Source organism: Gynuella sp. (assembly GCF_050297175.1).
GTDB lineage: Bacteria > Pseudomonadota > Gammaproteobacteria > Pseudomonadales > Natronospirillaceae > Gynuella.
The window spans coordinates 167225-192591 of sequence record NZ_JBNKSF010000061.1 but is presented as its reverse complement, the minus strand read 5'-3'; the positions used below and the strand labels follow the sequence as shown (position 1 = coordinate 192591).

Below are 25367 nucleotides of genomic sequence, written 5' to 3'. Positions count from 1 at the left end.
TAAGTATTGGTAACATTCTATATAAAAAGGAAAATTCTGGTATCAAGTTATTTGTCAATTTAAAAATGACAAATAAAGAAACATGACTAATTTAGGCGACATTAATAATGGAGCTGGCCATTGGCTGCTGGATGTTGGTTTGTGCGATAGTGCTGAGATTCGGAGGAGTCGGTATAAAACAGGTGCTATCGAGAGTGGTCAAATATATCGACAGTAGAGAATGGTATTGAACTGCCATGAATATGGCGGTGTTAGGGGCGGGACATAGCAAAGCGCCCGGCAGGATAACCTTGCCGGGCGCTTTTAAAATCACGATCTACGTTTATTATTAAAAGAATATATCAGTCAAAATCAGCCGTTAACTACGACGGCGACTGATTGCAACAAAACCTATTAGACCTAACCCCAACAGGCTTAGTGCCGTAGAAGCTGAAACAGGCGTATTCGCCAATGCTCCGGAATTATTGTTGGTCTTAGCAAAAGAATCTGCGTCGATAATGTCATTGTTTAAGCTGGTACTGGCCAGCATCACAGGGGCATTATTCTTAGTAGTCTGCTCAGACAGCGGCAGTTCTTTACTAAACATCTTCCCTGAGACTGATGCTTGTGACGTACCTGCGATCATGATGCCGTAAAAAATTGCAATTACGATAAACGCTGGTATGAGTTTCATTTCGTAACACCTTTCCCTTGTTCTGAATAAATGTAGCGTTCAAAAAGCGAGGCTTCTCTGATTCCTCATTGGTCACGCACGGTTTTTATAAGCAATTTTATGGCCATAAAAATAAAACTCAATAATATCAATGGTTTACGTAATTTTGAGAAAACTTGGAAGCTCAAAGTGTCAAAACTTTCGACACTCGCAAATTGTGAGAAAAATCACATTTATCTTGTGTGCAAAAAAGTAACACTCTACCCAGGCTGTTTGGCCACATTTTCTTATTCTTATTTCTGACCGGAAGGCTTTGACCTGTGCATGTCAGTATCATTTAATAGGTATAAACATGATTGAAGGATGCTGAAAATGAAGTTTATCGTAACGGGTGGTGCCGGGTTTATTGGATCTGCGCTGGTTCGGTACCTGCTTAAAGAGACAGAACATGAAGTGCTGTGTCTGGATGCTCTCACTTATGCTGGTAATCTTGCTAACCTTACAGAGGTCGCAGATAACGGCCGATATCAGTTTGTTCAGGCTGATATCAAAGATGAAGCCGGTATTAAAGCAATCGTGACTGATTTTGAGCCTGACTACATCATGAATCTGGCCGCGGAATCACACGTGGATCGCTCTATTCTCGGACCGCTTGAATTTATTCAGACCAATATCATTGGCACCTATGTCATGTTGCAGGTTGCGCTTGAGTACTGGCGTTCTCTGCCGGACGAAAAAGCAGCAACATTTCGTTACCATCAGATTTCCACTGATGAAGTATTTGGCTCGCTGGGAGCAGAAGGACTATTTACCGAAACGACCCGTTACAAGCCAAACTCCCCCTATTCTGCTAGCAAAGCATCTGCCGATCACTTGGTCAGAGCTTGGCACAAAACCTATCAGCTTCCGACGATTCTTACCAATTGCTCTAATAATTATGGTCCTTATCACTTTCCTGAAAAATTGATCCCACTGGTTATTCTGAATGCATTGAATGGTAAATCATTGCCGATATATGGCAATGGTTCTCAAGTACGGGACTGGCTGTATGTGGATGATCATGCCCGAGCCCTCTATCTGGCGGTTACCAAGGGAACTGTCGGTGAGTCTTACAATATTGGTGGTAACGCTGAGCAGCGTAATATTGATTTGGTTAGGCAGATTTGCGCGACCTTGGACGAACTGGTTCCAAAAACGCAGTCATACTCAGAACTGATCACGTTTGTGAAAGACCGTCCCGGACATGACCAGCGCTATGCTATCGATGCCAGTAAAATTAAGCGCGAACTCGATTGGGAGCCGTCTGAGACCATTGCGACGGGGTTGCGCAAAACTGTCCAGTGGTACCTTGCAAACCAGGACTGGGTTACGCAGGTAACCAGTGGTGAGTATCGCAACTGGGTGGACAAACAGTACTCATGAAAATCATATTGTTGGGAAAAGACGGCCAGGTTGGATGGGAGTTGCAACGCTCACTTGCCCCGCTGGGTGAGTTGATTGTCTGGGGGCGCCAGGAGATTGATTTGATTGACTGTGATGCCTTGGCTGCGATGCTTTATCGTGAGAAGCCGGACATTCTGGTCAATGCAGCAGCTTATACGGCAGTGGACAAAGCCGAAACTGAAGTGGCGTTGGCGCAAAAAATTAATGCCGACGCGGTAGCTGTCATGGCCAGAGTGATGGCGGAACTGAAAGGATGGTTTGTCCATTACTCTACAGACTATGTATTTGACGGCACGAAACCGGGCCCTTATGACGAAGGGGATGATACCGGGCCGTTAAACGTATATGGTCAATCGAAATTGTCTGGCGAACAGGCTGTTGCAGAGTCTGGATGCCATCATTTGTTATTTCGCGTCAGTTGGGTCTATGCCAGTCGCGGAGCGAATTTTATACGGACAATGTTGCGTCTTGGTCAGCAGCGGGATCAACTTTCGATTATTCATGATCAGGTTGGTGTCCCGACCAGTGCAGAGTTCATTGCTCAGGTAACCGCATTGACCCTGTATCATATCAGACAAACAGACCGTGCCCGTTGGGCTGAGTTGAGCGGTATCTATCACCTGGTGCCTGATGGGGAAATATCCTGGCTGGACTTTGCCCGGTATATTTTTTCCCGGGCCAGAGATATGGGGATGATGTTAACGATCAATGATAGTGCTCTAACGGCTATCAGTACGGCCGAATACGACAGTGCTGCTCAAAGGCCACTAAATTCACGATTAGACACCTCCAGGATTTGTCAGAATTTTAATCTGGTTATGCCTGACTGGAAGGTGCATGCAGATAAGGCCATACATGAAATCTGTCTTCAGGGAGGTAAATGAAAAATGAGAAAAGGTATTATTCTGGCTGGTGGAGCAGGTACGCGACTGCATCCGGCAACGCTGGCGGTATCGAAGCAGTTGTTACCCGTCTATGACAAACCCATGATTTATTATCCTCTGACGACGCTTATGTTAAGTGGTATCAGAGAGATTCTGATTATTTCGACACCGATGGATACACCCAGGTTCAAGCAGTTACTGGGGGATGGCAGTCAATGGGGTATTGAAATTCACTATGAAGTACAGCCATCTCCAGATGGTCTGGCGCAGGCTTTTCTGATTGGTGAGACATTTCTGAAGGGGCACAGCTCTGCGTTGGTGTTGGGAGACAATATATTTTATGGTCATGATTTCTATAAACTGTTGAAAAGCGCTGATGCGGTGGAAGAAGGTGCATCAGTATTTGCTTATCATGTTCATGATCCTGAGAGATATGGTGTTGCAGAGTTCGATAAGCAGGGGCAGGTGTTATCCATTGAAGAGAAACCTGCCAAACCCAAATCCAGCTATGCCGTAACCGGACTCTATTTTTATGATGAACAGGTTGTTGAGTTGGCAAAGTCACTGAAACCATCTCCGCGTGGTGAATTGGAAATTACAGATCTCAACTTGCTGTATTTGAAGCAGCAACAACTGCGAGTAGAAATTATGGGGCGCGGATATGCCTGGCTCGATACCGGTACGCATGATTCTTTGCTGGAGGCGGGCCAATATATTGCCACGTTGGAAAAACGCCAGGGACTTAAAATTGCGTGTCCTGAAGAAGTGGCCTATCGGAGTCAGTGGATTTCTGCCAATGCTCTGGAAAGCCAGGCGTTGACAATGAAAAAAAATGGATACGGCCAGTATTTGTTGAAAGTTCTTGAAGAAGAGGCATTTTAAATGCAAATCACCCCACTAGATATTAACGATGTCAAACTGTTTGAGCCCAGAGTGTTTGGCGACAGTCGCGGTTACTTTTATGAGAGCTTTAATCAGCGGGTGTTTGAGCAGGCGATTGGCCGAAGTGTGACCTTCAGGCAGGATAATCAATCCTGCTCTTCAAAGGGGGTGTTGCGAGGGCTTCACTATCAATTGCCGGATAAAGCTCAAGGTAAGCTTGTGCGCGCGGTGTCTGGCAGTATTTTTGATGTTGCCATCGATATTCGCAAAAGCTCGCCAACTTATGGGCAATGGGTGGGTGAAGTCTTGTCTGAAGAAAACAAAAAGCAGTTGTGGATTCCAGAAGGTTTTGCTCATGGCTTCTTAACGTTGTCTGAGACAGCCGTTGTTCTTTATAAAGCAACAGAGTTTTATGCGCCTGAGCTGGAAAGAAGCATTGTCTGGAATGATGCGAAACTTAATATTCAGTGGCCTTCAGATGGTTTGAATATTCAGGTTTCTGACAAAGATGCCTTGGGGCTCAGTTTTGCCAGTGCAGAAGTATTTGCCTGAAGTAAAAATTAAATAATCTCCATGTTGGTGGTGAGTAATCCCAATATGGAGATATTTCGTCTGTTAATAAAACAAATAGGCCAGACTCAAAGTTGCGATCAGCTGAGAATCTTCATCCTCTATTGCATAGTCGGTACTCAGATTAGCTGACAGTTTACGGGTAAATACATAATGTAAGCCTGCGCCAAATGTATTTCGTGTTGATATGTGGTCGTAGAACCAGCTACCCGCATAATCCAATGTATTTTGATATCTCAATTGAATGGAGGTATCAGATTGAATTCGTTGTTCCAGTCCCAGATTAAACAACAGATTGGAATCTTTATCGTTGGCATCGTAGTCATTGCTGCGAATGGCAATAACGCTACTACTGAGCTGACATGAGCGACATAACATGGTTGAGATGAACTCTACAGTCAGCCGATCCTCCACAACTGTATTACGGTAGTTCTCGGTGTCGGTATCAGCCGTATTGGTATCGGTGGTTTCCAGAAGTTCGGTCGTTACGCCGCGGCGAAATCCCAGTGACCAGGAATAGTCCGTATCCTGATAGCGTTCACGCAATCCAAATGTGACAACTTTAGTATCATCGCTGTTATCAGAGTCAGTAAAGTCAAAACCAATATATGCAGAGGTCTCCAACTTTCTGGATTGGCGTTTCCAACCAGCCTGAACAGAATGAATCAGGGTGTTGTCTGGATTATCGCCTAAGCTTTCATTGTAGTTGAGCTGGTATAACAGATTAGCACTTTGTGTGTCGGAAATATTATGTACCAGGTTAGTACCCAGGCGGTTGTCACGGGCGCTCAGTTTTTCATTTGTATTCCACAAAAAGCTATGACGGGAGTACACATTCAGGTTGGTCTTTCGGCCAACATTAAAACCCGCAAATGGTGAGACACTTATGGTGTTGTTAAAGTCGAGTTCCAGTGGGTCCAGAGTGTCATTTTGATTTACCGGTCTGGCAGAATGCAGCAATTGCAGACCGTAGTTACGAGCTGGGTTGCCCAAGGTCAGGCTGGTTGAGCCAATGGCTAAAAAATTGGACTGGTCAGCTTCGTAGTCAACGATATAATTGCCACTGTATTGCGAGTTAAGTTGATAACTATTGCCTTCGGAATTAATGCCGATCAACAGTTCCGCAGTATTGCCTGAGCTGCTTTCTTCATGGCTGTCTTGATCGGTTTGAATATAGTACCCCCCAATACTCATTGAGCTACTGACACTGGTTCTGGCTTGCAGATTTGGCGTAGCCAGAATCAATATTAGTGGGGACAACAAAGTGATTTTTTTAATTATGTGCTGCATTGTTGTACGGCTCTGTCACGGCATATTTGTTTTTATCCTGCCTGAAGATGGTGATACAGGCAAAGAAAATCACCATTGATGCTCTGATTCAATGCCTCCCTATGGTGTTATCCTTCAGGGTAGATTATTGGGAGCCGCTGAAAAATGACTTCTCTGGCACTGTAACAATATCTGATGGGATCAGCGCATAATTCGTTTTCAGGTCACCCTTGGTCAGAATATCTTCCAGGCGTATTGGGTATACCGACAGAACGCCGTCAATTGTTCTGTGCAGTTTTGCGGCATTACCATTGGCATATTCTGTTGTACCACCAGCAAGTAGTACCAGGTCAAGAACCGTAATGCCATTTCGGAATGGGATGGAAAGTGGCGTTCCGACTGCTCCACTGATACGCACTCTTCTTTGATATTCTGCGCTAAATGGATTGGTGACAATAATCGAAACCTGTGGTTGTTTAAGATAGGTTTTTAATGAGTCGGTAATGGATGTGGTCAGTTCTTCCGTCGTGAGTCCGGCTGCCAGGATATCGCCGATCAGCGGCATTGAGATTTTTCCATCCGGCCTGACAGGTACTGACAACGACAGTTCAGGATTCTTCCATACGTCAATTTGTAATGTGTCGCCAACCCCAATGGTGTAGGTTTCGGAGATTGTGCTGGCAACCTGGGGGCCGGAGAGCAGAGGCTGTGAGCCAGCCGCAGTGTTGACGACGGGCTCGTTCGATACGCAGGCACTGAGTAAAATCACAGACAATAATGCAATGTACAGCATAGAAACAAAGCGACAGCCTGAACGTATACCTTGCAAAAACACAGAAATGATCATCTTGATTCCTAATTCGGTTTACTGCTGTGCAGAATAAACTGCATGTCCAATATTACACTTATTCAATGGTAGCACTAATCGGTCAACGGATTTGCCGGCTAATAAAAATAGATTTTCTGGGATATCGCTTCCTTATTTAAAACCGTACCCAATAAGGGTTTGGACTTCAGCAACTCGACTGATTTCTGTACTTCGTCTTTATTGTTTTTGCCGCTTTCAACAACCAACAGAGAGCAGTCAACATTCGGTAGAAATACCATGACATCGTCTGAAACAAACAAAGGTGGCAGGTCAAAAATGACCAGTCGTTGATCATATTTTTCTTTCAGTTCTTTGATCAGATGTGTAGATTCCGGCGATGATATTAATTCAGACGCGCTCATAATCCCCTGTCTGCCAGGTAATACCACTAGACGATTAAAGCCCGGATTAAATAACACATTCTCGATGGGAATGCCGCTTTGCAGGCAATCCTGTAAACCATACTTGGGTTTGACCGAGAAGTATTTGTGGATAGAGGGTTTACGAAAATCCATGTCGACCAGAAGCACCGTTTGATTGACTTCCATAGCGATACTGATGGCCAGGTTTACTGAAATCATGGATTTTCCGGCGCCAGGTGTTGGGGCCGTAATTGCCAGGGTGTTCCAGTTGTTTAAGCGCATTTCCTGAAGCACTTTGGTTCTCAGGACCTGAAATAAGCTGGCGTTGGGATCCGTTGGATCATGTGCAATGATTCTGTTGGCTTTCAGCTTATCGGCTGAAACAGGCAAAATCTTGGTCTGCGTGTACTCAATATTCTTTATTGATGAGGCTGTCTTATCTGAATGTGCCACGACAATCAATGCTCCACTAAAAACGTTGTACTACTTTAGTCAGTAATAAATCCAATGGCATATAAGTGAGGTGTATCGTCATTGCCGCGAGTGCGGCGATCACTACCAAGCCTCCTATCATGAATAGGTTGTGCCGTTTGGTTCGCTGTCGTTCTGCGTCGGTATGTATATATGGGATGGCAATGAGTGGTGGAAATCCAAGAGTTGCTTCCAAAGTCTCGGTGCCACGGATGCTTTTATCCAAAAATCCAATCAACAGAATAATGCCCAGAGGTACTCCGAAAGACCCTACCAGACCCATTGCGAGGACTTTTTTGCGATTTGGTGCAAATGCTTCTGTTGGTATGCTCGGTGCATCAATCAGGGTAAACCTTTCTGCTTTTGAGCCCTGTTCCAGGCTCTCTGCCATTTGCGCCTGCATCGTGTCTGACACCAGTTTGGAGTACTGGGAGTTAATAGTGTCATAATCGCGATTCAGAGATATCAACTCCCGTTCCACCTGAGGAATTTTGATGATCTTGGCTTCCAGGCTGGAAATTCTGATATTGGTCGTTCTCAACTGTTCCTGAACCAGTTTGAGCTCTTCATTTTTAGCGTTGATTTTCTCCTGGAGTGCTTTCTGAGATGACTGCTCAAACGAAGTCGACCCTGAATCTGACAGCGTTCCCCCATGTTCAAGATAATCAATTTCGTCTTTGATCGCGATCAGGTCCGGGTGGGCTGGCTGATAAATTATACTCAGACGTTTATATTGATCCTTTAGTTCTGCCAACCGTATCTGCTCGGGGCTATTCTGGCCACTGTCACTCTGCTGTAAGTTCAGAAATTCAATTTCACCTTTGATACTTTCAATCTGGCGTTTCAGGTCGAGAGCGGTTGATTCTTCGCGGGCCAGAGAAGAGCTGTACAATTGCAAATGTTCTGGCAGTGCATCCTGGTTGGCTTGTTTGAATTTGGCGATAGACTGCTCAGTTGTATCGAGGCGTTTTTTTAGCTTTGAGGCTTCCTGTTCAAGAAATGCAGTCGTCTGAGAGGCTCGTTCGGTGCGGGCTTTGACGTTTTCCTTGAGAAACAGATTAATCAGGTTTTCAGCAACCTTTTGAGCCAATGCAGGATTCTCGGAAATAAATCCAAGTTTGAACGCAATGGTTACGGTAGCGCGACCAGAACGCTCACGGATAGGCTTAACATAGAGGTTATCGCGGATCTGTTTTAACAGCGTACTGCTACCATACCGATCTTCAATGGCTTTCAGCGTTGGCATGTGCCGGCCGACTTCCAGCAGCTGATCTCTGGTCATGACGCGCTGACGAATGATTTCTATCTGTTCAGCCGCACTGACCTCAATGGTCGATTGAATTAACTTATCCGGTATCTGTTGAGTTTCAACCAGCACCAGACCCTCAGATTTATAAATAGGGGGAATGATGAGTGCAACGGCGACGGAAATGGTGGTAAAAATGATAATAGCAATGGCCACATACCATTTATAACGCCGTAGTGCGGCTATGTAGTTTTGAATATTTAAAGGTTGTTGAGCCAGCTCTTCCATACAGTCAAATCTATCTAAGGTGGAATCAAATTTAATTAAAACAGGTGATTTCAAGCAGATTTATTGAAACTTGCTATCTCAATCGCAAATTTTAATACACAAAAATCTTTGATTAACAGGACAATCTGAATATCAATTAACACTAATACTGTTTCATGACAAATGCTCAGCCACAGGTGCTTACCTTCCTGTTGAACCATCTACTGATCTGATTGTCGGTATCAAATACCAATGTTGTCTCCCTGGCAGCTCAGCGGTGAAAACCGTTATGCGCTTTCGACACAATTTCTGCCTTTTTCCTTGCCTTTATACAGAGCGATATCCGCTCGCTTCAGTGTAGCATCAATTTCCTGGGTCGCATCGAACTCAGCAACGCCGAAACTGGCGGTCACCTGAAGTGCAAATTGTCGAGCCTGAAAAGTTGATAATTCAAGATGAACACGAATACGCTCAGCTTGTTGCATTGCCTCTTCGCGTTTGAAATCTGGCATAAGTATCAACAGTTCTTCGCCTCCCCAGCGAGCAATTGTGTCCTGGGTGCGTAACAGGCTTTGCATTTTTTCCGCAATGGCCTTGAGCACTTCATCACCGACATCATGACCAAAGCTGTCATTGATGTTCTTGAAATTGTCCATATCAACCAGCACAACTGAAAAATGCCGTTGAAAACGTGAATAATCATCAACAGCCCGGTGCAACATTTCGACCATTTCCCGACGATTGATCAAACCGGTCAGATAATCGGTACGGGCTGCAATCTTAAGAGCCGCTTCGGCTTTTTTTCGCTCGGCAATTTCGAGCTCCAGTTCCTGATTGGCGTTCTGCAGGGCCCAGGTGCGTGACTCGACCAGAGTTTCGAGATCATTCTGAGTGTGTTGCATGTGTTCGATCATGTACTCGAAGGTGTTTGAGAGTTGATCAAGTTCGTCCCCCTTTTCCATTTTGATGTTCTCTTTTAGTGCGCCTTCCTTAATGCAGCGCTGATAAAGGACATCCATACGTTTGACCAGATTTTTGGACAAAAACATGCTGAACGCGTAGGCAAAAATAAAAGAAACAATCAATGACAGCACTGCTTTCTGCTTCAAGTCTGCCAGTTTGACCTGGACCTCATCGGCACGCATGTCAATTCCAATAAGATATGGATGTGTTCGACTTCTGATGGGAGCATAACCGGACAGAAAGCTTCCCCATTTGTCCACGGTAATTTGTTTATCGACGCTGACATTTTGAAAGCCTTCCATCAATTCGGGAATCGTCTGGTTATAGATTTCACCCGGAGCGGCGGGCTTTTCCGGGTCCGAATCGATGACAAACTTAGGTACCCCATCATCGAGGCGCATGACATATATAAATGCGATATCAGGATTTGAAGCCGTCAGCTGTCTTAAATACTGAATATTTTTTTGATACTCAGGGCGTTCAGTGTCAGAGGCTGCCTGTAACAGTTCCAGTTCTTCAGAATTGAAGTTATTACTTAATAGTGCGGCGCTGTACATCAGCCGGGAGCGCAGGCTTTCTTTGAGGTTATCGATTGCGCTTTGATAAAAGTAACTGCCGATGCTTCCGGAAACGAAAATAATCGCTAGAAAATGACTGATGAATAGCTTTGTTTTTATCCTGATTGTCATACAAGTAACTTAGGAGAGATGGTAATAGTCCTTTATGGTTCTGACGTGAAAAACAACATCAGATATTACTACGATAACTCTATCTAAACAGAATTTCTTTTAAGTAGTTTAAAAAAGCCTCAAATAACGGAGTTTTTAAGTACAACGGTGTGACCCAGTACCCGATAAGCAGTCATTGTAAAGCCGAGTAAGGCTACATCAGAGAACCATAAATTGGTACTGTTGGTGGTATTTATTGTTTGTACCGCCCGGTTTCAATGGCGGGTACTTGGACAGGTGGGAGATTGATTACAGCAGGGCTGATAATTGCCCTGCTATCTTTCTGCTGAGGTCAGATCCCCGTAGACCTAGTCTGATGCTCGACTGTTCCGGATCTGTTTACCCAGATCATTCCGCAGGAAATCACTACCAATGTTCCCAGATAGAAGGACAGTTGCAGGGCAGTAGGCCGCGACTCGTAGCCGATGAGTATATGCAACAGTTCTCCGAGGATGGATTTTTCAGATAACAGACCATCAGAACTCCACAGTGGAATCTGGCTTGGCAGGACCCCGGCCTGACTAAGATATCCCGCTGCCGAAGATGCGAGGCCGCAAGCCATTAGCAGGATTAGCCAACTGGTCGTTTTGAATAGCCATTGGGGTGGAATGCGAAGCATTCCGAAGTACAGCAACACGCCGGTTGTTGCGCCAATGAACAAGCCGGCTATACCACCTGAAAACATCTCCAGATTGGAGCTGCCACCAGCGGCAATACCATAGAGAAACAGTACTACCTCAGAGCCCTCTCGCAGTACTGCCAGGCCGGAAGCAATGGCGAGAGAATACAGTGGCAGTGTACCCTCATTAATCTTGTGACTGACTTGTTTAAGATTTGTGGTCAGCTCTTTGGCATGGCTGGCCATCCAGATGTTATGCCAGGCAAGCATGCACACCGCCGTTAACAGGATGGTCGCATTAAAAATTTCCTGACCCACGCCTTCAAATGAATTTGCGATCGCGCCCATGAACAAGGCAACCACAATTGCACCGATAACCCCACCGGCAACCCCACCGCTTATCCAGCGCCCTCGATTTAGAATCCCGCGGGTAGCAGCCATCAATATGGTTATGATGAGTGCCGCTTCAAGTACCTCGCGAAAAACGATGATTGCCATGCTTATCATTTGTTACTCCACAATGATCTGGCCTTTCGCCGTATCGGCGTTGAACTCACCCATAAAGTTATAGGTACCGGCTGCGAATGGTCCAACAAAGACCGTTGACTTGGTCTTTCCAGGGATGATCTTCTCGACATCGAAGTTCAGTCCCTCAAACTCTTCGGGTGTGACATCCTGATTTTCAATGATGAACTTGACCCGTTGATTGGCTGGGATGGTAATTTCAGAAGGTGAAAAAACATGGTCTTTAATCGTAATGTTATAGACCAGTGTGTCTGCCATTGCTGTGGTGCTGAGAGCAAATAAGGCAGCTGTCAAAAATACTCGCATGGAGGGCCCCGAGTTGTTTATCAATAATGATTATCATAATCGTGTTGGCAGGCTGCGGCAAATTTTTACACGGATTTTTAACGACCTGGCTGGGCATGATGTAGTAAACCGGGCAGAGTGGCGGACACCTAAACGAGTCTGTCGGGTATAGCAGGTCGATTGATAATTGTTTTCAGGGTAACAAATCCCGCTGGTCCGCAGATGATCTGATTTTTGAAAGTATGGCCCACTGTGGAGGTAACTGATGAGTGTAATCAATCCAACCGATGTTTCTATCCATGAATTATTAACCCGGCGCAAAAGCCCTTATGCATTTGATCCCAACAAAACCGTCAGTCAAGACGACCTGACGGCACTGTTTGAAGCAGCCCGTTGGACGATGTCGTCCTACAATGCCCAACCCTGGCGTTATATCGTGGGAGTCAAAGAGCGCAGCCCGGAAGTCTGGCAGCAGATTTACAGCGTGTTGCTGGAAGGAAATCAGCCCTGGGCAGGTAATGCGCCTGTGCTGATATTGGGCCTGACTGAACATACCTTTGAACACAATGGTCAGAATAATAAAGCTGCCCAGCATGACCTCGGTGCCGCGTCGGCTTATCTGACCCTGGAGGCGACCGCACGGGGGCTGTATGTGCATCAGATGATTGGCATTGATCCTGATAAAGCCAGACAGGTATTTGGTATCTCTGGAACTCTGGAGCCGTTGACTGGGATGGCTGTCGGCTATCTTGGTGCACCGACAGATGTGGCAGAAACCTTTGCTCAGCGTGATCAGCGGGAACGTCAGCGAAAAACCTTAAGTGAGCTCGTGTTGAAAGGTGGTTTTTAACGTATTCGGAGTATGGAAGTCAGTCAGTGCCATTTCCTGGCACTGACCGTGCTGAACATTATCAGAGGGTAATCAGCTGTTCAGGCGGGCGGCAATCTCTGTGACCCGGGCACCATAAAGACGTGCGGTTTCCAGGTCGCCGGCCGCTGTATCTTCTGCTCCACGGTCAGACGGAGACTGTACCAGAGCTCCCAAAGAACCACCCAGGTTATTCACATCATTGCGAGTGGCTTCAAAGGTATTGGCCGGGGCCAGGCCCAGACTGACCCAGATACCGCCATGCTGGGAAGCCAGGGTTTGCATGAAAATCAGGGTGACCTGTTTGTCGCCATTGAGGCTGGCACTGTTGGTAAAGCCACCAAACACTTTGTCCTGCCAGCCACGGGTAAACCAGACTTTGGAAGTGGCATCGGCGAATTTCTTGAATTGCCATGCAACGGAACCCATGTACGTGGGTGAGCCGAAGATGATTGCGTCGGCAGCGTCCAGTTTTTCCCAGGCTGCGTCAGTGATATCTCCGTTCGCGTCTATCTCGATTAATTCCGCCTTGGCGCCTTCGGCAACGTATTCTGCCGCACGACGGGTGTGCCCATAACCTGAATAATAAATTACAACAGTATTCGACATGTTCGAACTCCAGTTTTATGACCCTGTTTTATACAGAATCGGGTGAGGGGTTGTTCCAAAACAATGCCATAGTAATGATTGTATAGTAAGGCGACAAGCAGATAATGTGGAGGCCAAAACAACAGCCTTTTGGGAATTAATTGTCTTCTGATCTGTTGGGTGCGTAAGGGAACCTCTGAAAAATGGCCTATTTTTCAGAGGTTCCCTCAGGTTTATGAGAGCGGCGCACCCGATCTAACGGGGGCGGAACAATACCGGATCATTCGTCCAGGAAGGTCCAGCTGTCAGCGCCATCAAAATGCCGGATGTGGATGTTCTGCTGCTCGGGCAAAGATAGCATCCGGGCGTTGATGGCGACTTGAGTGCTGGGATAATCGCTGGTACCAGTATAGTGCGTTACACTGGCGCAGATGGGACAGTGTTGAAACTCAATGCAGCGATCTCCCCAGATATAACCGACACTGGGTTGTTTGTTGAAAACAATGCTGACGTCTGCCTTTTCATACTTGGTCCACCAGGTGCCCAGTCGCCGGCATATTGAACAGTTACAGCTGACTGCGGTTTCTGGAAGTTGGGGAAGGGTGATTTCCACATTGCCGCAGTGGCAGGTACAGGTCAGAGTCATTGCTTCTATTTCCTCAGTTTGCTGCTGGCCGATGTGCGATTACCTGGATAACCGCTGCTTTTCCAGTATGCAGTGTTCCTTCGAGCACTTCCCGTTCCAGTTCTTCCAGGTGGGAGAAATGTAATCCGTGCAGTTCCTGCTGCAATGCCGTGATGGACAACAGCATATCTTCATCCTTTGGACCTCCGGTCTGATTATTCAGCTGTGCTACTGCATACCCTTCAAGCAGTAAAACACCTTTAGGTTTCAAAGCGTTGACAGCCTGTTGATAAACCTTACCCCGCAGTTGTGATGGCAGATGACCGAAGATCGACACAATGCCGTCCCAGCGGGCGGTGCCGAGATCAAAATCGGCCAGATCTGCATGGATGGTGGTAATACTGACATTGCGCTCGGCGGCCAGGTTTCGGGCTTTTTCCAGGCCGACATCCGAACTGTCTACCGCCGTAACCTGATAACCCTGCTGGGCCAGAAAAACCGCATTGCGGCCCTCGCCTTCCGCCAGGCACAAAACGTGACCCTTCGGTATGGCTTGAAAATGATGGCGCAGAAAATCGTTGGGTTCCGTGCCGTAAATATAATGATCAGCGGCAAAACGTTGATTCCACATAAATGTACTCCGAGTGTGAGACGATGTTCATAAGGATGATCGGGTTCGGGCCACTATGACCCGCCAGGTTGTCATGATCTGTGCAAATTTACCGCTACGCCAATCGCCAGGACAGTCGACGATGGAATCATTGTGTTGTTCCAGTAATGCGGCTTATTGCGGGTATGGAGTGAATCTGGGGTCGACGACATCCAGGCCCTCCGGACAGCATCACAGCTTATCACAGTGCAGAAGGCCTGACTGACGCTGACAGGCCTTTTCTTTGACCAGATATTGTAGCCAACGAGCAGATATCTCCTGACCGTCGGAGATCCGAAGATAGCCCGTGTCGACCGATCATGCCCATACCCCGACGTCTATTTAAAAAGATGCCGCTGCCCGGGCGGACTGATCATACACCCCTGACATGGTGCGTAGCAGTTTGGCCATGTTGCCAAGCTCATCCTCACTGATCCCCAGTGTTGTGAGCGAATCCACCAGACAATCCTTGCGTACATCCCGGTATTTCAGGCACACATCAGCACCGCTTTCACTGGTGTTGTAGAACGTTTCCTTACCGACTTTCTGGCTTTCAACCAGACCGAATTTAGCCAGTTTACGTAGGGAATAAGACACGGTATGGGTGTCGTCAATGTTCAACACAAAACAGATATCGGCAATACGTTTTGGTCGTTGCCGATGGTGCACATTATGCAAAATCAGAATATCGATGGGACTGAGTTCCTTGTTCCCGGCAGCGGCCATGCAGTGTATCAACCAACGCGAAAAGGCATTGTTGACCATGATGAGCGCGTACTCGAATTCGCTGAGTTCGGTTGCGCTTTGGCTCAGATGGCTGGAGGAAACAATTGAAGTTTTTGGCATATATCCGCTCTCTTTATGATTGACCAAAACCGCCACCCCCGGGAGTGGCTATGACGAGCAGGTCGCCCGCCTGCAGCTGGACACTGGCTTTCGCGCTGAGTACTTCCTGGCGGCCATCGGTTCTGATAATACCATTTTGACCCACCTGGCCAGATTCACCGCCGGCGAGTCCATAAGGGGGGATTTTACGTCGATTGGATAGAATACTCACATCCATGGTTTCGAGGAAACGAGTCTTACGGATCACCCCGTCACCGCCGAAATGCTGGCCCCGCCCCCCGGAATGGTGGCGGATGGAGAACTCCTCAAGCCGGACAGGGAAGCGCCACTCCAGCACCTCCGGATCCGTCAGCCGGGAATTGGTCATATGCGTGTGTACGGCGCTGACACCATGATTGCTGCGGGTTGCACCACTGCCACCGCACAAGGTTTCATAGTATTGATACTGGCTGTTGCCCCAGGTGACATTGTTCATGGTGCCTTGAGATGCCGCGGCAATCCGCAGAGCACCAAACAAGGTGTCCACGACGACCTGTGACACCTCAACGTTACCGGCCACGACTGCGGCAGGGTACTGAGGGTTGAGCAGACAGGCTTCAGGTACGGTAATGTTCAGTGGCCGCAGGCAGCCGCCATTCAGAGGAATCTGATCGTTCACCAAACAGCGGAACACATATAAGACCGCCGCATGTGTCACTGCCAGTGGAGCGTTGTAATTCTGTTCATGCTGGGCACTGGTCCCGGTGAAGTCGACATGGGCGGTGCGGTTTTCTCTGTCGACCTGTATGCGCACCTGTACCCGGCTGCCATCATCCATTTCATAACTGAACTCACCATCGGACAATACTTCAATTACCTGCCGAACACATTCCTCAGCGTTTTCCTGTACGTGTTTCATATAGGCCTGAACCACATTGAGGCCATATTGTTTGACGATACCGTGCAGCGCATGGGTACCGGCTTCACAGGCAGCCACCTGGGCTCTAAGGTCGGCAATATTGTAGTCCACATTACGCACCGGATAGGGACCGCTCAGCAGCAATGTTCTGATGGTTTGTTCGCAGAACCGGCCCTGATCGACGATTTTGATGTTGTCCAGCAGCACACCTTCCTGATCGATGTGACTGGAATCTGATGGCATGGAACCGGGCGTAATACCGCCGACATCGGCGTGGTGACCACGTGAGGCAACATAGAAACAGATCTCAGTTTGAGCGTCATTGAAGACCGGTTTGATCACCGTGATATCCGGCAAATGAGTGCCACCATGGTAGGGGTCGTTGAGCATATAGACATCGCCCGGACGTATCTGCCCCTGGTTCCGGGTGATAATTGTTTTGATGCTATGGCTCATGGAGCCCAGGTGTACGGGCATATGGGGGGCATTGGCCACCAGTTCACCATCCTGATCGAAAATCGCGCAGGAGAAATCCAGCCGTTCCTTGATGTTGACCGAGACCGCAGTATTCTGCAGTACCAGACCCATCTGTTCGGCTATGTGCATGTACAGATTATTGAAAATCTCCAGCATGATCGGATCTGCTTCAGTGCCGATAGACGCCTGGGTTTGTAAGGCTTCGACCCGTTCCAGAATGATATCGTTATGAGCACTGATATAACCCTGCCAGCCGGGCTCAATGACAACCGTACTATTGGCTTCAATAATGACCGCTGGGCCTTTGATTGCCACACCGGCCGGGATTTCTTCGCGCCGATAAAACGGTGCCTGATGACTCTGACCGGCAGTGGTCAGGGAATGATGGTCGGTTTCAGGTAAGGTATCACCCGCCAGAGGTACGCTGGCTCTGAGTTCTGAACTGCCGCCGCCAACGGTTTCCACCTGTATTGCTTCGATAATCAGGGTCTTGTCAGTGGCGATAAAGCCAAAGCGTTGCTGGTGCTGTTGTTCGAATGCGGCACGGATTTCATCAAGACTACCGTAGGGAACCAACAAGCTGGTATCTGAACCGGCATACTTCAAATGCACCCGTATGATAGTGTTGATTTTGTCATTACTGATGCGTTGAAGATTCAGTGTTTTCTGTCCCAGGTCCCTCAGTTTGCCAATGATTGCCTGCAATTGCTGCAGGGTATCCGATGTCAGCGCCTGTTCGACGGCCTGCTCGTTAACCTCACGGACATCTGCGAGTCCCATACCAAATGCAGACAACACGCCTGAATATGGATGCAGGAATACCCGTTTCATCCCGAGCGCGTCGGCCACCAGACAGGCGTGCTGGCCGCCGGCACCACCGAAGCAGCACAAAGTATAGTTCTGGACGTCGTAACCACGCTGGGTGGAAATGTGCTTAATGGCATTGGCCATGTTTTCCACCGCGATGGTCAGGAAGCCTTCAGCCACCTGTAACGGGGTTAGCTGACTGTGACTCCGGGCATTGATTTCATCACTCAGCTGCTGGAACTTCTCCACTACCACGGCGACATCGATTGGCTCATTGCCTTTGGGTCCAAACACGCTGGGGAAATAGGATGGTTGCAGTTTCCCGAGCATGACATTGCAGTCGGTCACGGTTAACGGTCCGCCATTGCGATAGCAGGCCGGGCCAGGGAATGCACCGGCCGAATCCGGCCCCACGCGCAAGCGACTGCCGTCAAAGCTCAGCACTGAGCCGCCCCCGGCGGCGACGGTATGGATGGACATCATCGGTGTTTGCAGACGGAAACCAGCCACTTCGGTTTCAAAACTGCGCTCATATTCACCTTGATAGTGGCACACATCGGTCGAGGTACCGCCCATATCAAAACCGATCAGACGGTCGAAGCCGGCGGACGCTGCCGTTTGGACCATTCCCACCACCCCTCCGGCAGGACCGGACAAAATGGCATCTTTGCCATTGAATATCCGGGCGTCGGTCAACCCGCCGTTGGATTGCATGAACATCAGCCTACCCGGCTCATCCGCAAAACTGCCAAGCTGACTGGCGACCTGATGCACATAGCGACGCAGGATGGGCGACAGGTAGGCGTCCACCACAGCGGTATCACCTCGGCTGACTATCTTCATGAGCGGACTCAGCTCCGAACTGACAGACACCTGGGTGAAGCCAATCACACGGGCCAGGTCTGCTACTTTGCGTTCATGGTCGGGGTATTGATAACTGTGCATAAAGGCAATGGCACAGGAACGAAATCCCTGATCGAAGGCTTGTTGCAGACCAGTACGAACCACATCAAGATGTGGGGCAACCAACACCTCCCCGGCTGCACTGATGCGTTCATCCACCTCCAGCACTTGGCGATAAATCATTTGTGGTAGCTTGATATCAATCGCAAACAGATCCGGACGCGACTGGTAACCGATACGCAGCACATCGGCAAACCCCTTGGTGGTGATCAACAGGGTGTCCTCGCCTTTGTGTTCCAGCAGCGCATTGGTGGCCACGGTCGTGCCCATTTTAATTTCCTCGATCAGATGGGTCGGCACAGGCTGATCTTTTTCGAGTTTCATTAATGTCCTCATGCCGTAGACCACCGCGTCATCGTACTGGCTGGGATTCTCAGACAGCAGTTTATGGGTCAGCAGTTCACCATCGGGCCGGCGCGCGACGATGTCAGTAAACGTGCCGCCGCGATCTACCCAGAAGGACCAAAGAGAGCCAGTGTTAGGTGAAGAAGTCATAATTAATTCAAGTCCATATTAATGAGCGTGTTGAGTCAGAAGGCCAGGCAGCCACAACACAATGTCAGGAAAGCAGGTCAGTAACAGAATGGCCAGCACCAGGATGGAGAAAAACGGCAGCGCATAACCGGCAATTTTGAAAATATCGCGCCCACTCAGTGATTGAATGACAAACAGGTTGAAACCTACCGGGGGGGTGATCTGTGACATTTCCACCACCAGCACCAGGTAAATGCCAAACCACAGCAGGTTGATACCGGATGCTTCCACTAATGGCAGAATGACAGATGTGGTCAGTACCACCACGGAAATGCCATCCAGAAAACAACCCAATATTGCAAAGAGCACCGTCAGTGCGATCAGTAGCCAACCGGCACTGAGGTGCAGGTTGACCACCCATTCGGCAAGCATGGCAGGAAGGCGCAGAAACCCCATGGCCACTGTCAGCAGGTTGGCACCGGCAAGGATCAGCAGGATCATCGCCGACATGCAGGCGGCACCGATCAGACTGGTCTTAAACATATCCCAGCTTAGGCTACCGGTGCACCAGGCCAACGCCAGAGAACCGACCACTCCAAGGGTTGCGGCTTCGGTCGCAGTGGCCCAGCCCAGGTAAATGGAACCAATGACAAAAGCAATCAGCGATAGGATGGGAAACAATTGCCGGGTATGGCGAAGTTTCTCGACCAAGGTCATGGAGGTGTTTTCCCGTGGCAATTTACTCGGGTTCAGCAATGACCAGATCACCACATAGGACATAAACAAGCCAATCAGCATAAGCCCGGGCAGGGCACCGGCCATGAACAGCCGTGAGATGGAAACCTCTGCAGAAACGCCATAGACGATCAGGATAATCGATGGCGGAATCAGAAAACCAAGGGTACCGGAGCCTGCCAGAGTACCCATGGCCATGCTCTCGGCATAACCACGGGCGCGCAGTTCCGGCAGACTCATTTTGCCTATGGTTGCAGTGGTAGCGGCGGAAGAACCCGATACAGCCGCAAAAATTCCACAGCCGATAATGTTCACATGCAGCAGCCCTCCTGGCAGCTTCGCCAGCCAAGGGCTTAAGCCTTTGAATAAGTCTTCCGACAGCCGGGTGCGAAAGAGAATTTCGCCCATCCAGATAAACAATGGTAAGGCACTGATGGTCCAGCTCGAAGAACCGCTCCAGATAGTGGTGGCCAGAATCATATCGATAGCACTTTGCTGGTTCAGTATCAGTGCCAGAATAGCCACGGAAAATAAGGTGGTTGCCACCCAGAATCCCAGACTCAGCAGGGTAAACAGGGCAATCAGCAGAATGATGGCAATTTGCAAGGTATCCATAAGGTTTACTCGCTGCCTTTGCCATTGTTTTCCGCGTTCAGGAAACTGGGTTTGCGACCAAATAGAATGCCGAACCAGTCTTGCAATACTGCCAGGAAAAACAGCGCCATGCCTATGACCATGGAGCTTTGTGGAATCCACAGCGGTATGGCAATAAAACCGGTGCTGACATCGTGAAACTCATAAGTTTCCAGACAGAATGCTGCCAAGGCGTAGGTGCAATAACTGATCAGTACCAGTAATAGTGTCAGGTTGAGTCGTTCCATCCATAAACGTTGGCCGCTATTCAGGCGCCCAAGTAGAAATATCACCCGAATATGACTGTTATGGCGATAACTGTAGGCCAGTGCATAGAACAGACTGGCCGCCAGCAGATAGCCGGAAAAATCCTCGGAAGATGGGATGATCAGGCCAAACCAGCGACCCACAATCTGCGCCAGTATGAGCAGACAGATACTGCTCATACTGACTGCTGCGATGACGATGCCTGTTTTATAAAGCGCATCCAATGACTTCTGCAACATGATGTATATGCCTGCCAATACGAAGGTTATGGTTTCAGTTCGGACAGAATTTGCTGCCCTTTCGGACCCATTTCCTGTGCCCATTCATTGGCCATGATTTGGCCGATCGCCGCGAGGTCAGACGCAAATTTGGCTGATGGCTGATAAACCGTCATACCGTTTTTGGCCAGTTCAGCGGTTTTGGTGTCAGTTTCTGCTTTCGCCATCTTCCAGCCACGGGCTTCTGCTGCCGTAGCGGCTTCCATGACAGCTGTTTGTACTGATTCCGGCAATCTGGCAAATGCTCGGGCATTAACGAACACCATGTTTTTTGGAATCCATGCCTGACTGTCGAGATAATAAGCGGTGTAATCCCAGGCCTGGCTGGATACTCCGGTGGTGGGTGAGGTAATCATGGCGTCGATAATGCCGGTGCTGAAAGCCTGTGGAATTTCCGGTGTTTGTACCGTCGTGGGCGACGCTTCGAGCAGCTCCGCGAGTCGCGAAGTGGTTGCGCTGTAGGCGCGCATCTTTATGCCTTTGAGATCGCCGATGTCTTCAATCCTGGTTTTAGTGTAGAAACCCTGTGGTGGCCATGGCACAGAAAACAACAGTTTCAGTCCTTGTTTCTGCAGGCTTTTTTCCACTGCGGGACGAGTCACCTGCCATAGTGTGTGAGCACCATCAAAACTGCTCACCAGAAATGGAATATTGTCCACCTGATAGATAGGGTTGTCGTTACCCAACAATCCCATGAAGATCTCGCCAATAGGCACCTGACCAGAGCGAACGGCCCGGTGAATTTCCGGGTGTTTAATCAGCGACGCACCGGAATGCACCACAATGTTTAACTCGCCATTGGTTTTCTCTGCAACTTCGGCAGCAAACTCGCGAATATTCTGAGTATGGTGGGTGCCATCACCGTAAGGGGTCGGCATGTCCCATTTGGTGGCGGTTATCGAAACACAGGACAAACTTGCCAATAAGCCTGCTATCAATGGTTTCATCACGTTTCTCATTGGGGGACTCCTCTACGAGTGGCATATATATTTTTATGCGTTTTGCATTCAAATTGGATGCGATTTGTATTTAAACAGCAAACAATAAGCCAATAATCTGCAGTTGATTAAAAGTCGTTTGGATATCAAAGAGTTATGAATAATTAGCAGGTAGGGTACGACCAAGCGATGCGGTTGTTTCGGTGCAGAAGTTACGATACTGCACCATAAACGATGAACATACAGACCCGATGTTACCTGTCTCAATCATGGGCGTGATGCGGCTGCAATGGAGGGCTGATATCGCTGTTTCAGGGATGGCTGTGTCCATACTGCGCGAAGATTCGGGTATGGATAAAAGCCATCTCTGTGGTCGTCCTGCATGGTCAAAGAGATGACCAGTACCCGATTTAGTGTGTTATTGGCGGCGCTGTTATGAGGCCAGTCCGTCATAAATCAGTTTGGTGCCGATCACTGCCAGAAACCCATAGCACAATTGGTAGAACAGTTTGTCCGATACCCGGCTATGCAGAAAAATACCCAAAATAATGCCGATATAGGCGAATGGCAGCAGAATCAGAGATTCAAACAGACGGGTGCCGTGTAATTGACCGAGAAAATAATAGGGAATCAGTTTGACATAGTTGATCACCGCGAAGAGCAGAATCGTGGTGGCCAGGTACTCAGTTTTCGGTAATCGCAGAGGCAGCAGATAGACATTGATCGGCGGTCCCCCTGCATGGGCAACAAAACTGGTATAGCCGGTTACTGCCCCCCAGAAGCCACCGGCGAGAGGCGAACCGGCGGAAGCGGCCTGATGACGTTTGAGCAGACTGTTGGCCACAAACGCCAGGCTCAGCAGACCGAGAATCAACTTCAGTACCTGTTCATTCATATACGCAAATGTCAGTGTACCGAGCACGATCCCCACTATGGCCGCGGGTATCAGTAATCTCGCCACCTGCATATTCCATTTCCGCCAGAACTTCTGTACCCCGAATATATCCATAAAACACAGTACCGGTAGCAGAATAGCCGCTGCTTCAACCGGACCCATTATTAATGTCATTGCCGGTACACCCATGACACCAAGGCCACCGCCAAAGCCGCCTTTGGAAATACCGATGAGCAGCACCACTGGGATGGCAACGAGAAAAAAATGCAGATAAGAAATATCCAACTGGGTTCCTTATATTGGCCCAACAAAACGGCTCACATGTTAAGAGAAATCCTCTTGTCTGATAAGCACCACAGAGCACAGCTTGTTCCAGACCACGAACAGCGGGCAGTGCGTGCCCGTTATGGTCGAGATCAATCGATACCTGATCAGGATTGCAGCACCAGATTCCTGCTCATAGAGGGGGAGCGGGTCATCAATACCGGAAACACGCTCTGGGGGATAGCCAATATGAAGGCTAAATACTCTTAACCCGACTGGTGTCAGGGGAAGTTAATAAAAGGGATTTTCATGGCTGGCGGTGGCTGAAATCAGCAAAAAAAGTGGGCATGATGCCCACTTCAGAATGGGAAAACCGTCGTTATTCAAACAACCAATATTTCCCAAAGGAGTAACACAATGGCTTACAAACCCTGTGACAGGTGATAGTAAGCAGCGTTCTGGCGTAGCTCGTTTTTGAACTCGCGGATGCTGGTGTTTTCATCAATCACCACCATCTCAACACCTGCCATTTCGGCATAATCAGCAATGTTTTCAACGGTCAGGTTCTGGCTGTATACCGTGTGGTGTGCACCACCGGCAATGATCCATGCGGCGGCGGCTACCGACAGGTTTGGTCTTGGCTCCCACAGCGCATGAGCGACTGGCAGGTTTGGCAGTTCCTGTGGTGGGGTAACGGTATCGACCACATTTACCAGAATGCGGAAACGATTACCCAGATCGATCGGCGATACGTTAATAGCCGGGCCGGCTTTGGCACTGAAGATCAGACGGGCGATATCTGCTTTACAGCCAATGGTATGGCGCTGTACTTCGATGCGTGGTTTTTCTGCCGCGATAGACGGACAGACTTCCAGCATGTGTGCACCCAGAGCCTGATCTTTGGCCCCGAAGTTATAGGTGTAATCTTCCATAAAGGAGTTGCCACCGTTACGGCCTTCAGACATGACTTTCATGATCCGCAGCAGAGCTGCTGTTTTCCAGTCACCCTCAGCACCGAACCCATAACCCTGGCTCATCAGTCGTTGAGTGGCCAGGCCCGGCAGGCTTGACAGACCGGTCAGGTTTTCAAATGTATTGGTGTAAGCACCAAAGTTGCCGTCTTCGAGGAACTTTTTCATACCCAGTTCCAGACGAGCTTCATTTTTGAGCATTGTCAGAGAATGTTCGTCTTTCAACAGCTCAGGGGCAATGACGTATTCAGAACCGTACAGATCCAATTGATGCGCGATATCGCTGTCAGACACACTGTTTACAACGTCAGACAGATCGCCCAGACCATAGGCATGCACTTCATAACCAAACTGGATTTGCGCAGAAACCTTATTGCCTTCAGTTACGGCCACCTGGCGCATATTGTCGCCGAAACGGGCCACTTTCAGGTTCTGACCTTCGTTCCAGCCTCTGGCAGCGCGGACCCAATCATCGATCTGAGCCTGTACCGCAGCATTTTTCCAGTGACCCACAACAATTTTGCGCTCTTCGCGCAGACGGGTACCGATGAAACCAAACTCACGGCAACCGTGGGCGCTCTGATTCAGGTTCATGAAATCCATATCGATCTCATTCCATGGCAGCGCATCATTGAACTGGGTATGTAAATGCATCCATGGTTTGTTCAATGCTTTCAGGCCAGCGATCCACATTTTGGCTGGTGAGAATGTATGCATCCACAGTACCAGGCCAAGACAGCTTGGATCAGAATTGGCTTCCAGACACACGCCCAGAATTTCTTCAGGGGTTTTTACCGTGCCTTTGTAAACTACGGGGGTGGAAATATTCCCGGCTGCATTCAGGTCATTAACAATGCTGGCGCTGTTGGTAGCAACCTGCTCAAGAACTTTAGGGCCATAGAGATGCTGTGACCCGGTAACAAACCATACCGCTTTTGAAGGTCGGGACGTGCTCATAGAAGAAACCTCTGGTGTGTACGTGTCTGTCGAAAACAGACGTCTTTATAAAAAATCAATTATGCGTCATTAAGGCCACAAGCCAGATTGACATGGATAATTTCCCTGCCAACGGCACATGTTCATTGAGTGAAAAAACACAGCCTGAGCGGCATGGCTACTTATTATTTGGCAGTATAGTGACTAAATTATGTGCGGGA

24 protein-coding genes are annotated in these 25367 nt (G+C 48.5%); 6 read left to right on the top strand and 18 right to left on the bottom strand.

The features are described from left to right. Positions 1-358 precede the first annotated feature (358 nt). Complete coding sequence (locus ACQY6I_RS23835) at positions 359-673, bottom strand: hypothetical protein (protein WP_428244124.1); 315 nt, start codon at positions 671-673, stop codon at positions 359-361. A gap of 351 nt (positions 674-1024) precedes the next feature. Between ACQY6I_RS23835 and rfbB the strand changes: the two genes are divergently transcribed. The 4 genes from rfbB to rfbC are packed head-to-tail and all read left to right on the top strand — an operon-like array spanning position 1025 to position 4413. Beyond that, entirely contained in the window at positions 1025-2074 is a 1050-nt protein-coding gene (gene rfbB, locus ACQY6I_RS23830) for a dTDP-glucose 4,6-dehydratase (RefSeq protein ID WP_428244122.1), read from the top strand. Further along, positions 2071-2979 carry a dTDP-4-dehydrorhamnose reductase gene (gene rfbD, locus ACQY6I_RS23825; RefSeq protein WP_428244120.1) on the top strand — a complete coding sequence of 303 codons (909 nt, stop codon included), beginning with the start codon at positions 2071-2073 and terminating at the stop codon, positions 2977-2979. The genes rfbB and rfbD overlap by 4 nt, the downstream gene beginning before the upstream one ends. 3 nt (positions 2980-2982) lie before the next feature. Next, positions 2983-3861: a glucose-1-phosphate thymidylyltransferase RfbA gene (gene rfbA / locus ACQY6I_RS23820; protein ID WP_428244118.1), complete on the top strand. Its 879-nt coding sequence runs from the start codon at positions 2983-2985 to the stop codon at positions 3859-3861. Next, positions 3862-4413, top strand: a complete 552-nt coding sequence (rfbC, locus tag ACQY6I_RS23815; RefSeq protein WP_428244116.1) for a dTDP-4-dehydrorhamnose 3,5-epimerase — start codon at positions 3862-3864, stop codon at positions 4411-4413. It abuts the gene before it with no gap. A gap of 63 nt (positions 4414-4476) precedes the next feature. On the opposite strand, the gene ACQY6I_RS23810 is transcribed toward rfbC, so the two are convergent. The 7 genes from ACQY6I_RS23810 to ACQY6I_RS23780 all read right to left on the bottom strand — a co-directional run bounded on the left by ACQY6I_RS23810 (position 4477) and on the right by ACQY6I_RS23780 (position 12055). Next, positions 4477-5721, bottom strand: coding sequence for a hypothetical protein (locus ACQY6I_RS23810; protein WP_428244114.1), 1245 nt, complete (start codon positions 5719-5721; stop codon positions 4477-4479). 124 nt (positions 5722-5845) lie between these two features. Continuing rightward, positions 5846-6547, bottom strand: a complete 702-nt coding sequence (locus ACQY6I_RS23805; RefSeq protein WP_428244112.1) for an XrtA/PEP-CTERM system exopolysaccharide export protein — start codon at positions 6545-6547, stop codon at positions 5846-5848. 98 nt (positions 6548-6645) lie between these two features. After that, complete coding sequence (locus ACQY6I_RS23800; protein WP_428244111.1) at positions 6646-7383, bottom strand: CpsD/CapB family tyrosine-protein kinase; 738 nt, start codon at positions 7381-7383, stop codon at positions 6646-6648. 16 nt (positions 7384-7399) lie between these two features. Further along, positions 7400-8935: a GumC family protein gene (locus tag ACQY6I_RS23795; RefSeq protein ID WP_428244110.1), complete on the bottom strand. Its 1536-nt coding sequence runs from the start codon at positions 8933-8935 to the stop codon at positions 7400-7402. A 266-nt stretch (positions 8936-9201) separates the two neighbouring features. Beyond that, positions 9202-10566 (bottom strand): diguanylate cyclase, encoded by a 1365-nt coding sequence (locus ACQY6I_RS23790; protein ID WP_428244109.1) that lies wholly within the window; start codon positions 10564-10566, stop codon positions 9202-9204. Positions 10567-10897: 331 nt separating this feature from the next. Further along, positions 10898-11722: an FTR1 family iron permease gene (locus ACQY6I_RS23785; RefSeq protein ID WP_428244107.1), complete on the bottom strand. Its 825-nt coding sequence runs from the start codon at positions 11720-11722 to the stop codon at positions 10898-10900. A 12-nt stretch (positions 11723-11734) separates the two neighbouring features. Further along, positions 11735-12055: a cupredoxin domain-containing protein gene (locus ACQY6I_RS23780; RefSeq protein ID WP_428244106.1), complete on the bottom strand. Its 321-nt coding sequence runs from the start codon at positions 12053-12055 to the stop codon at positions 11735-11737. Positions 12056-12299: 244 nt separating this feature from the next. Here ACQY6I_RS23780 and ACQY6I_RS23775 point away from each other — a divergent pair, with 244 nt between their 5' ends. Further along, a complete protein-coding gene (locus ACQY6I_RS23775) occupies positions 12300-12884 on the top strand; it encodes a nitroreductase family protein (protein WP_428244105.1) in 585 nt (194 codons plus the stop codon). A gap of 72 nt (positions 12885-12956) precedes the next feature. On the opposite strand, the gene ACQY6I_RS23770 is transcribed toward ACQY6I_RS23775, so the two are convergent. From ACQY6I_RS23770 to ACQY6I_RS23730, 9 genes are all read right to left on the bottom strand, one after another. After that, positions 12957-13511, bottom strand: coding sequence for a flavodoxin family protein (locus ACQY6I_RS23770; RefSeq protein ID WP_428244104.1), 555 nt, complete (start codon positions 13509-13511; stop codon positions 12957-12959). A gap of 259 nt (positions 13512-13770) precedes the next feature. Then, complete coding sequence (locus tag ACQY6I_RS23765; protein ID WP_428244103.1) at positions 13771-14136, bottom strand: GFA family protein; 366 nt, start codon at positions 14134-14136, stop codon at positions 13771-13773. A 13-nt stretch (positions 14137-14149) separates the two neighbouring features. Then, positions 14150-14746 (bottom strand): class I SAM-dependent methyltransferase, encoded by a 597-nt coding sequence (locus ACQY6I_RS23760; protein WP_428244102.1) that lies wholly within the window; start codon positions 14744-14746, stop codon positions 14150-14152. Positions 14747-15106: 360 nt separating this feature from the next. Next, a complete protein-coding gene (locus tag ACQY6I_RS23755; RefSeq protein ID WP_428244101.1) occupies positions 15107-15610 on the bottom strand; it encodes a winged helix DNA-binding protein in 504 nt (167 codons plus the stop codon). Positions 15611-15623: 13 nt separating this feature from the next. Continuing rightward, positions 15624-19250 carry a hydantoinase B/oxoprolinase family protein gene (locus ACQY6I_RS23750; protein ID WP_428244100.1) on the bottom strand — a complete coding sequence of 1209 codons (3627 nt, stop codon included), beginning with the start codon at positions 19248-19250 and terminating at the stop codon, positions 15624-15626. An 18-nt stretch (positions 19251-19268) separates the two neighbouring features. Next, positions 19269-20579: a TRAP transporter large permease gene (locus ACQY6I_RS23745; protein WP_428244099.1), complete on the bottom strand. Its 1311-nt coding sequence runs from the start codon at positions 20577-20579 to the stop codon at positions 19269-19271. A gap of 5 nt (positions 20580-20584) precedes the next feature. Beyond that, on the bottom strand, positions 20585-21103 hold the full coding sequence (locus ACQY6I_RS23740; protein ID WP_428244098.1) for a TRAP transporter small permease: 519 nt from the start codon (positions 21101-21103) through the stop codon (positions 20585-20587). A 26-nt stretch (positions 21104-21129) separates the two neighbouring features. After that, on the bottom strand, positions 21130-22101 hold the full coding sequence (locus tag ACQY6I_RS23735) for a TRAP transporter substrate-binding protein (protein WP_428244097.1): 972 nt from the start codon (positions 22099-22101) through the stop codon (positions 21130-21132). Positions 22102-22513: 412 nt separating this feature from the next. Continuing rightward, positions 22514-23260 (bottom strand): sulfite exporter TauE/SafE family protein, encoded by a 747-nt coding sequence (locus tag ACQY6I_RS23730; RefSeq protein WP_428244096.1) that lies wholly within the window; start codon positions 23258-23260, stop codon positions 22514-22516. 54 nt (positions 23261-23314) lie between these two features. Between ACQY6I_RS23730 and ACQY6I_RS23725 the strand changes: the two genes are divergently transcribed. Then, on the top strand, positions 23315-23509 hold the full coding sequence (locus ACQY6I_RS23725; protein WP_428244095.1) for a hypothetical protein: 195 nt from the start codon (positions 23315-23317) through the stop codon (positions 23507-23509). Positions 23510-23661: 152 nt separating this feature from the next. On the opposite strand, the gene araA is transcribed toward ACQY6I_RS23725, so the two are convergent. Beyond that, complete coding sequence (gene araA / locus ACQY6I_RS23720; protein ID WP_428244093.1) at positions 23662-25167, bottom strand: L-arabinose isomerase; 1506 nt, start codon at positions 25165-25167, stop codon at positions 23662-23664. Positions 25168-25367 lie beyond the last annotated feature (200 nt).

Excerpts from the sequence above, each read along its gene's own strand:
- ACQY6I_RS23790 (WP_428244109.1), bottom strand. The coding sequence starts at position 10,566 with ATGACAATCAGGATAAAAACAAAGCTATTCATCAGTCATTTTCTAGCG.
- ACQY6I_RS23760 (WP_428244102.1), bottom strand. The coding sequence starts at position 14,746 with ATGTGGAATCAACGTTTTGCCGCTGATCATTATATTTACGGCACGGAA.
- rfbC (WP_428244116.1), top strand. The coding sequence starts at position 3,862 with ATGCAAATCACCCCACTAGATATTAACGATGTCAAACTGTTTGAGCCC.
- ACQY6I_RS23770 (WP_428244104.1), bottom strand. The coding sequence starts at position 13,511 with ATGTCGAATACTGTTGTAATTTATTATTCAGGTTATGGGCACACCCGT.
- rfbB (WP_428244122.1), top strand. The coding sequence starts at position 1,025 with ATGAAGTTTATCGTAACGGGTGGTGCCGGGTTTATTGGATCTGCGCTG.
- ACQY6I_RS23745 (WP_428244099.1), bottom strand. The coding sequence starts at position 20,579 with ATGGATACCTTGCAAATTGCCATCATTCTGCTGATTGCCCTGTTTACC.
- ACQY6I_RS23785 (WP_428244107.1), bottom strand. The coding sequence starts at position 11,722 with ATGGCAATCATCGTTTTTCGCGAGGTACTTGAAGCGGCACTCATCATA.
- ACQY6I_RS23780 (WP_428244106.1), bottom strand. The coding sequence starts at position 12,055 with ATGCGAGTATTTTTGACAGCTGCCTTATTTGCTCTCAGCACCACAGCA.
- ACQY6I_RS23835 (WP_428244124.1), bottom strand. The coding sequence starts at position 673 with ATGAAACTCATACCAGCGTTTATCGTAATTGCAATTTTTTACGGCATC.
- rfbD (WP_428244120.1), top strand. The coding sequence starts at position 2,071 with ATGAAAATCATATTGTTGGGAAAAGACGGCCAGGTTGGATGGGAGTTG.
- ACQY6I_RS23810 (WP_428244114.1), bottom strand. The coding sequence starts at position 5,721 with ATGCAGCACATAATTAAAAAAATCACTTTGTTGTCCCCACTAATATTG.
- ACQY6I_RS23765 (WP_428244103.1), bottom strand. The coding sequence starts at position 14,136 with ATGACTCTGACCTGTACCTGCCACTGCGGCAATGTGGAAATCACCCTT.
- ACQY6I_RS23755 (WP_428244101.1), bottom strand. The coding sequence starts at position 15,610 with ATGCCAAAAACTTCAATTGTTTCCTCCAGCCATCTGAGCCAAAGCGCA.
- ACQY6I_RS23805 (WP_428244112.1), bottom strand. The coding sequence starts at position 6,547 with ATGATCATTTCTGTGTTTTTGCAAGGTATACGTTCAGGCTGTCGCTTT.
- ACQY6I_RS23735 (WP_428244097.1), bottom strand. The coding sequence starts at position 22,101 with ATGAGAAACGTGATGAAACCATTGATAGCAGGCTTATTGGCAAGTTTG.
- ACQY6I_RS23795 (WP_428244110.1), bottom strand. The coding sequence starts at position 8,935 with ATGGAAGAGCTGGCTCAACAACCTTTAAATATTCAAAACTACATAGCC.
- ACQY6I_RS23775 (WP_428244105.1), top strand. The coding sequence starts at position 12,300 with ATGAGTGTAATCAATCCAACCGATGTTTCTATCCATGAATTATTAACC.
- rfbA (WP_428244118.1), top strand. The coding sequence starts at position 2,983 with ATGAGAAAAGGTATTATTCTGGCTGGTGGAGCAGGTACGCGACTGCAT.
- ACQY6I_RS23750 (WP_428244100.1), bottom strand. The coding sequence starts at position 19,250 with ATGACTTCTTCACCTAACACTGGCTCTCTTTGGTCCTTCTGGGTAGAT.
- araA (WP_428244093.1), bottom strand. The coding sequence starts at position 25,167 with ATGAGCACGTCCCGACCTTCAAAAGCGGTATGGTTTGTTACCGGGTCA.
- ACQY6I_RS23740 (WP_428244098.1), bottom strand. The coding sequence starts at position 21,103 with ATGTTGCAGAAGTCATTGGATGCGCTTTATAAAACAGGCATCGTCATC.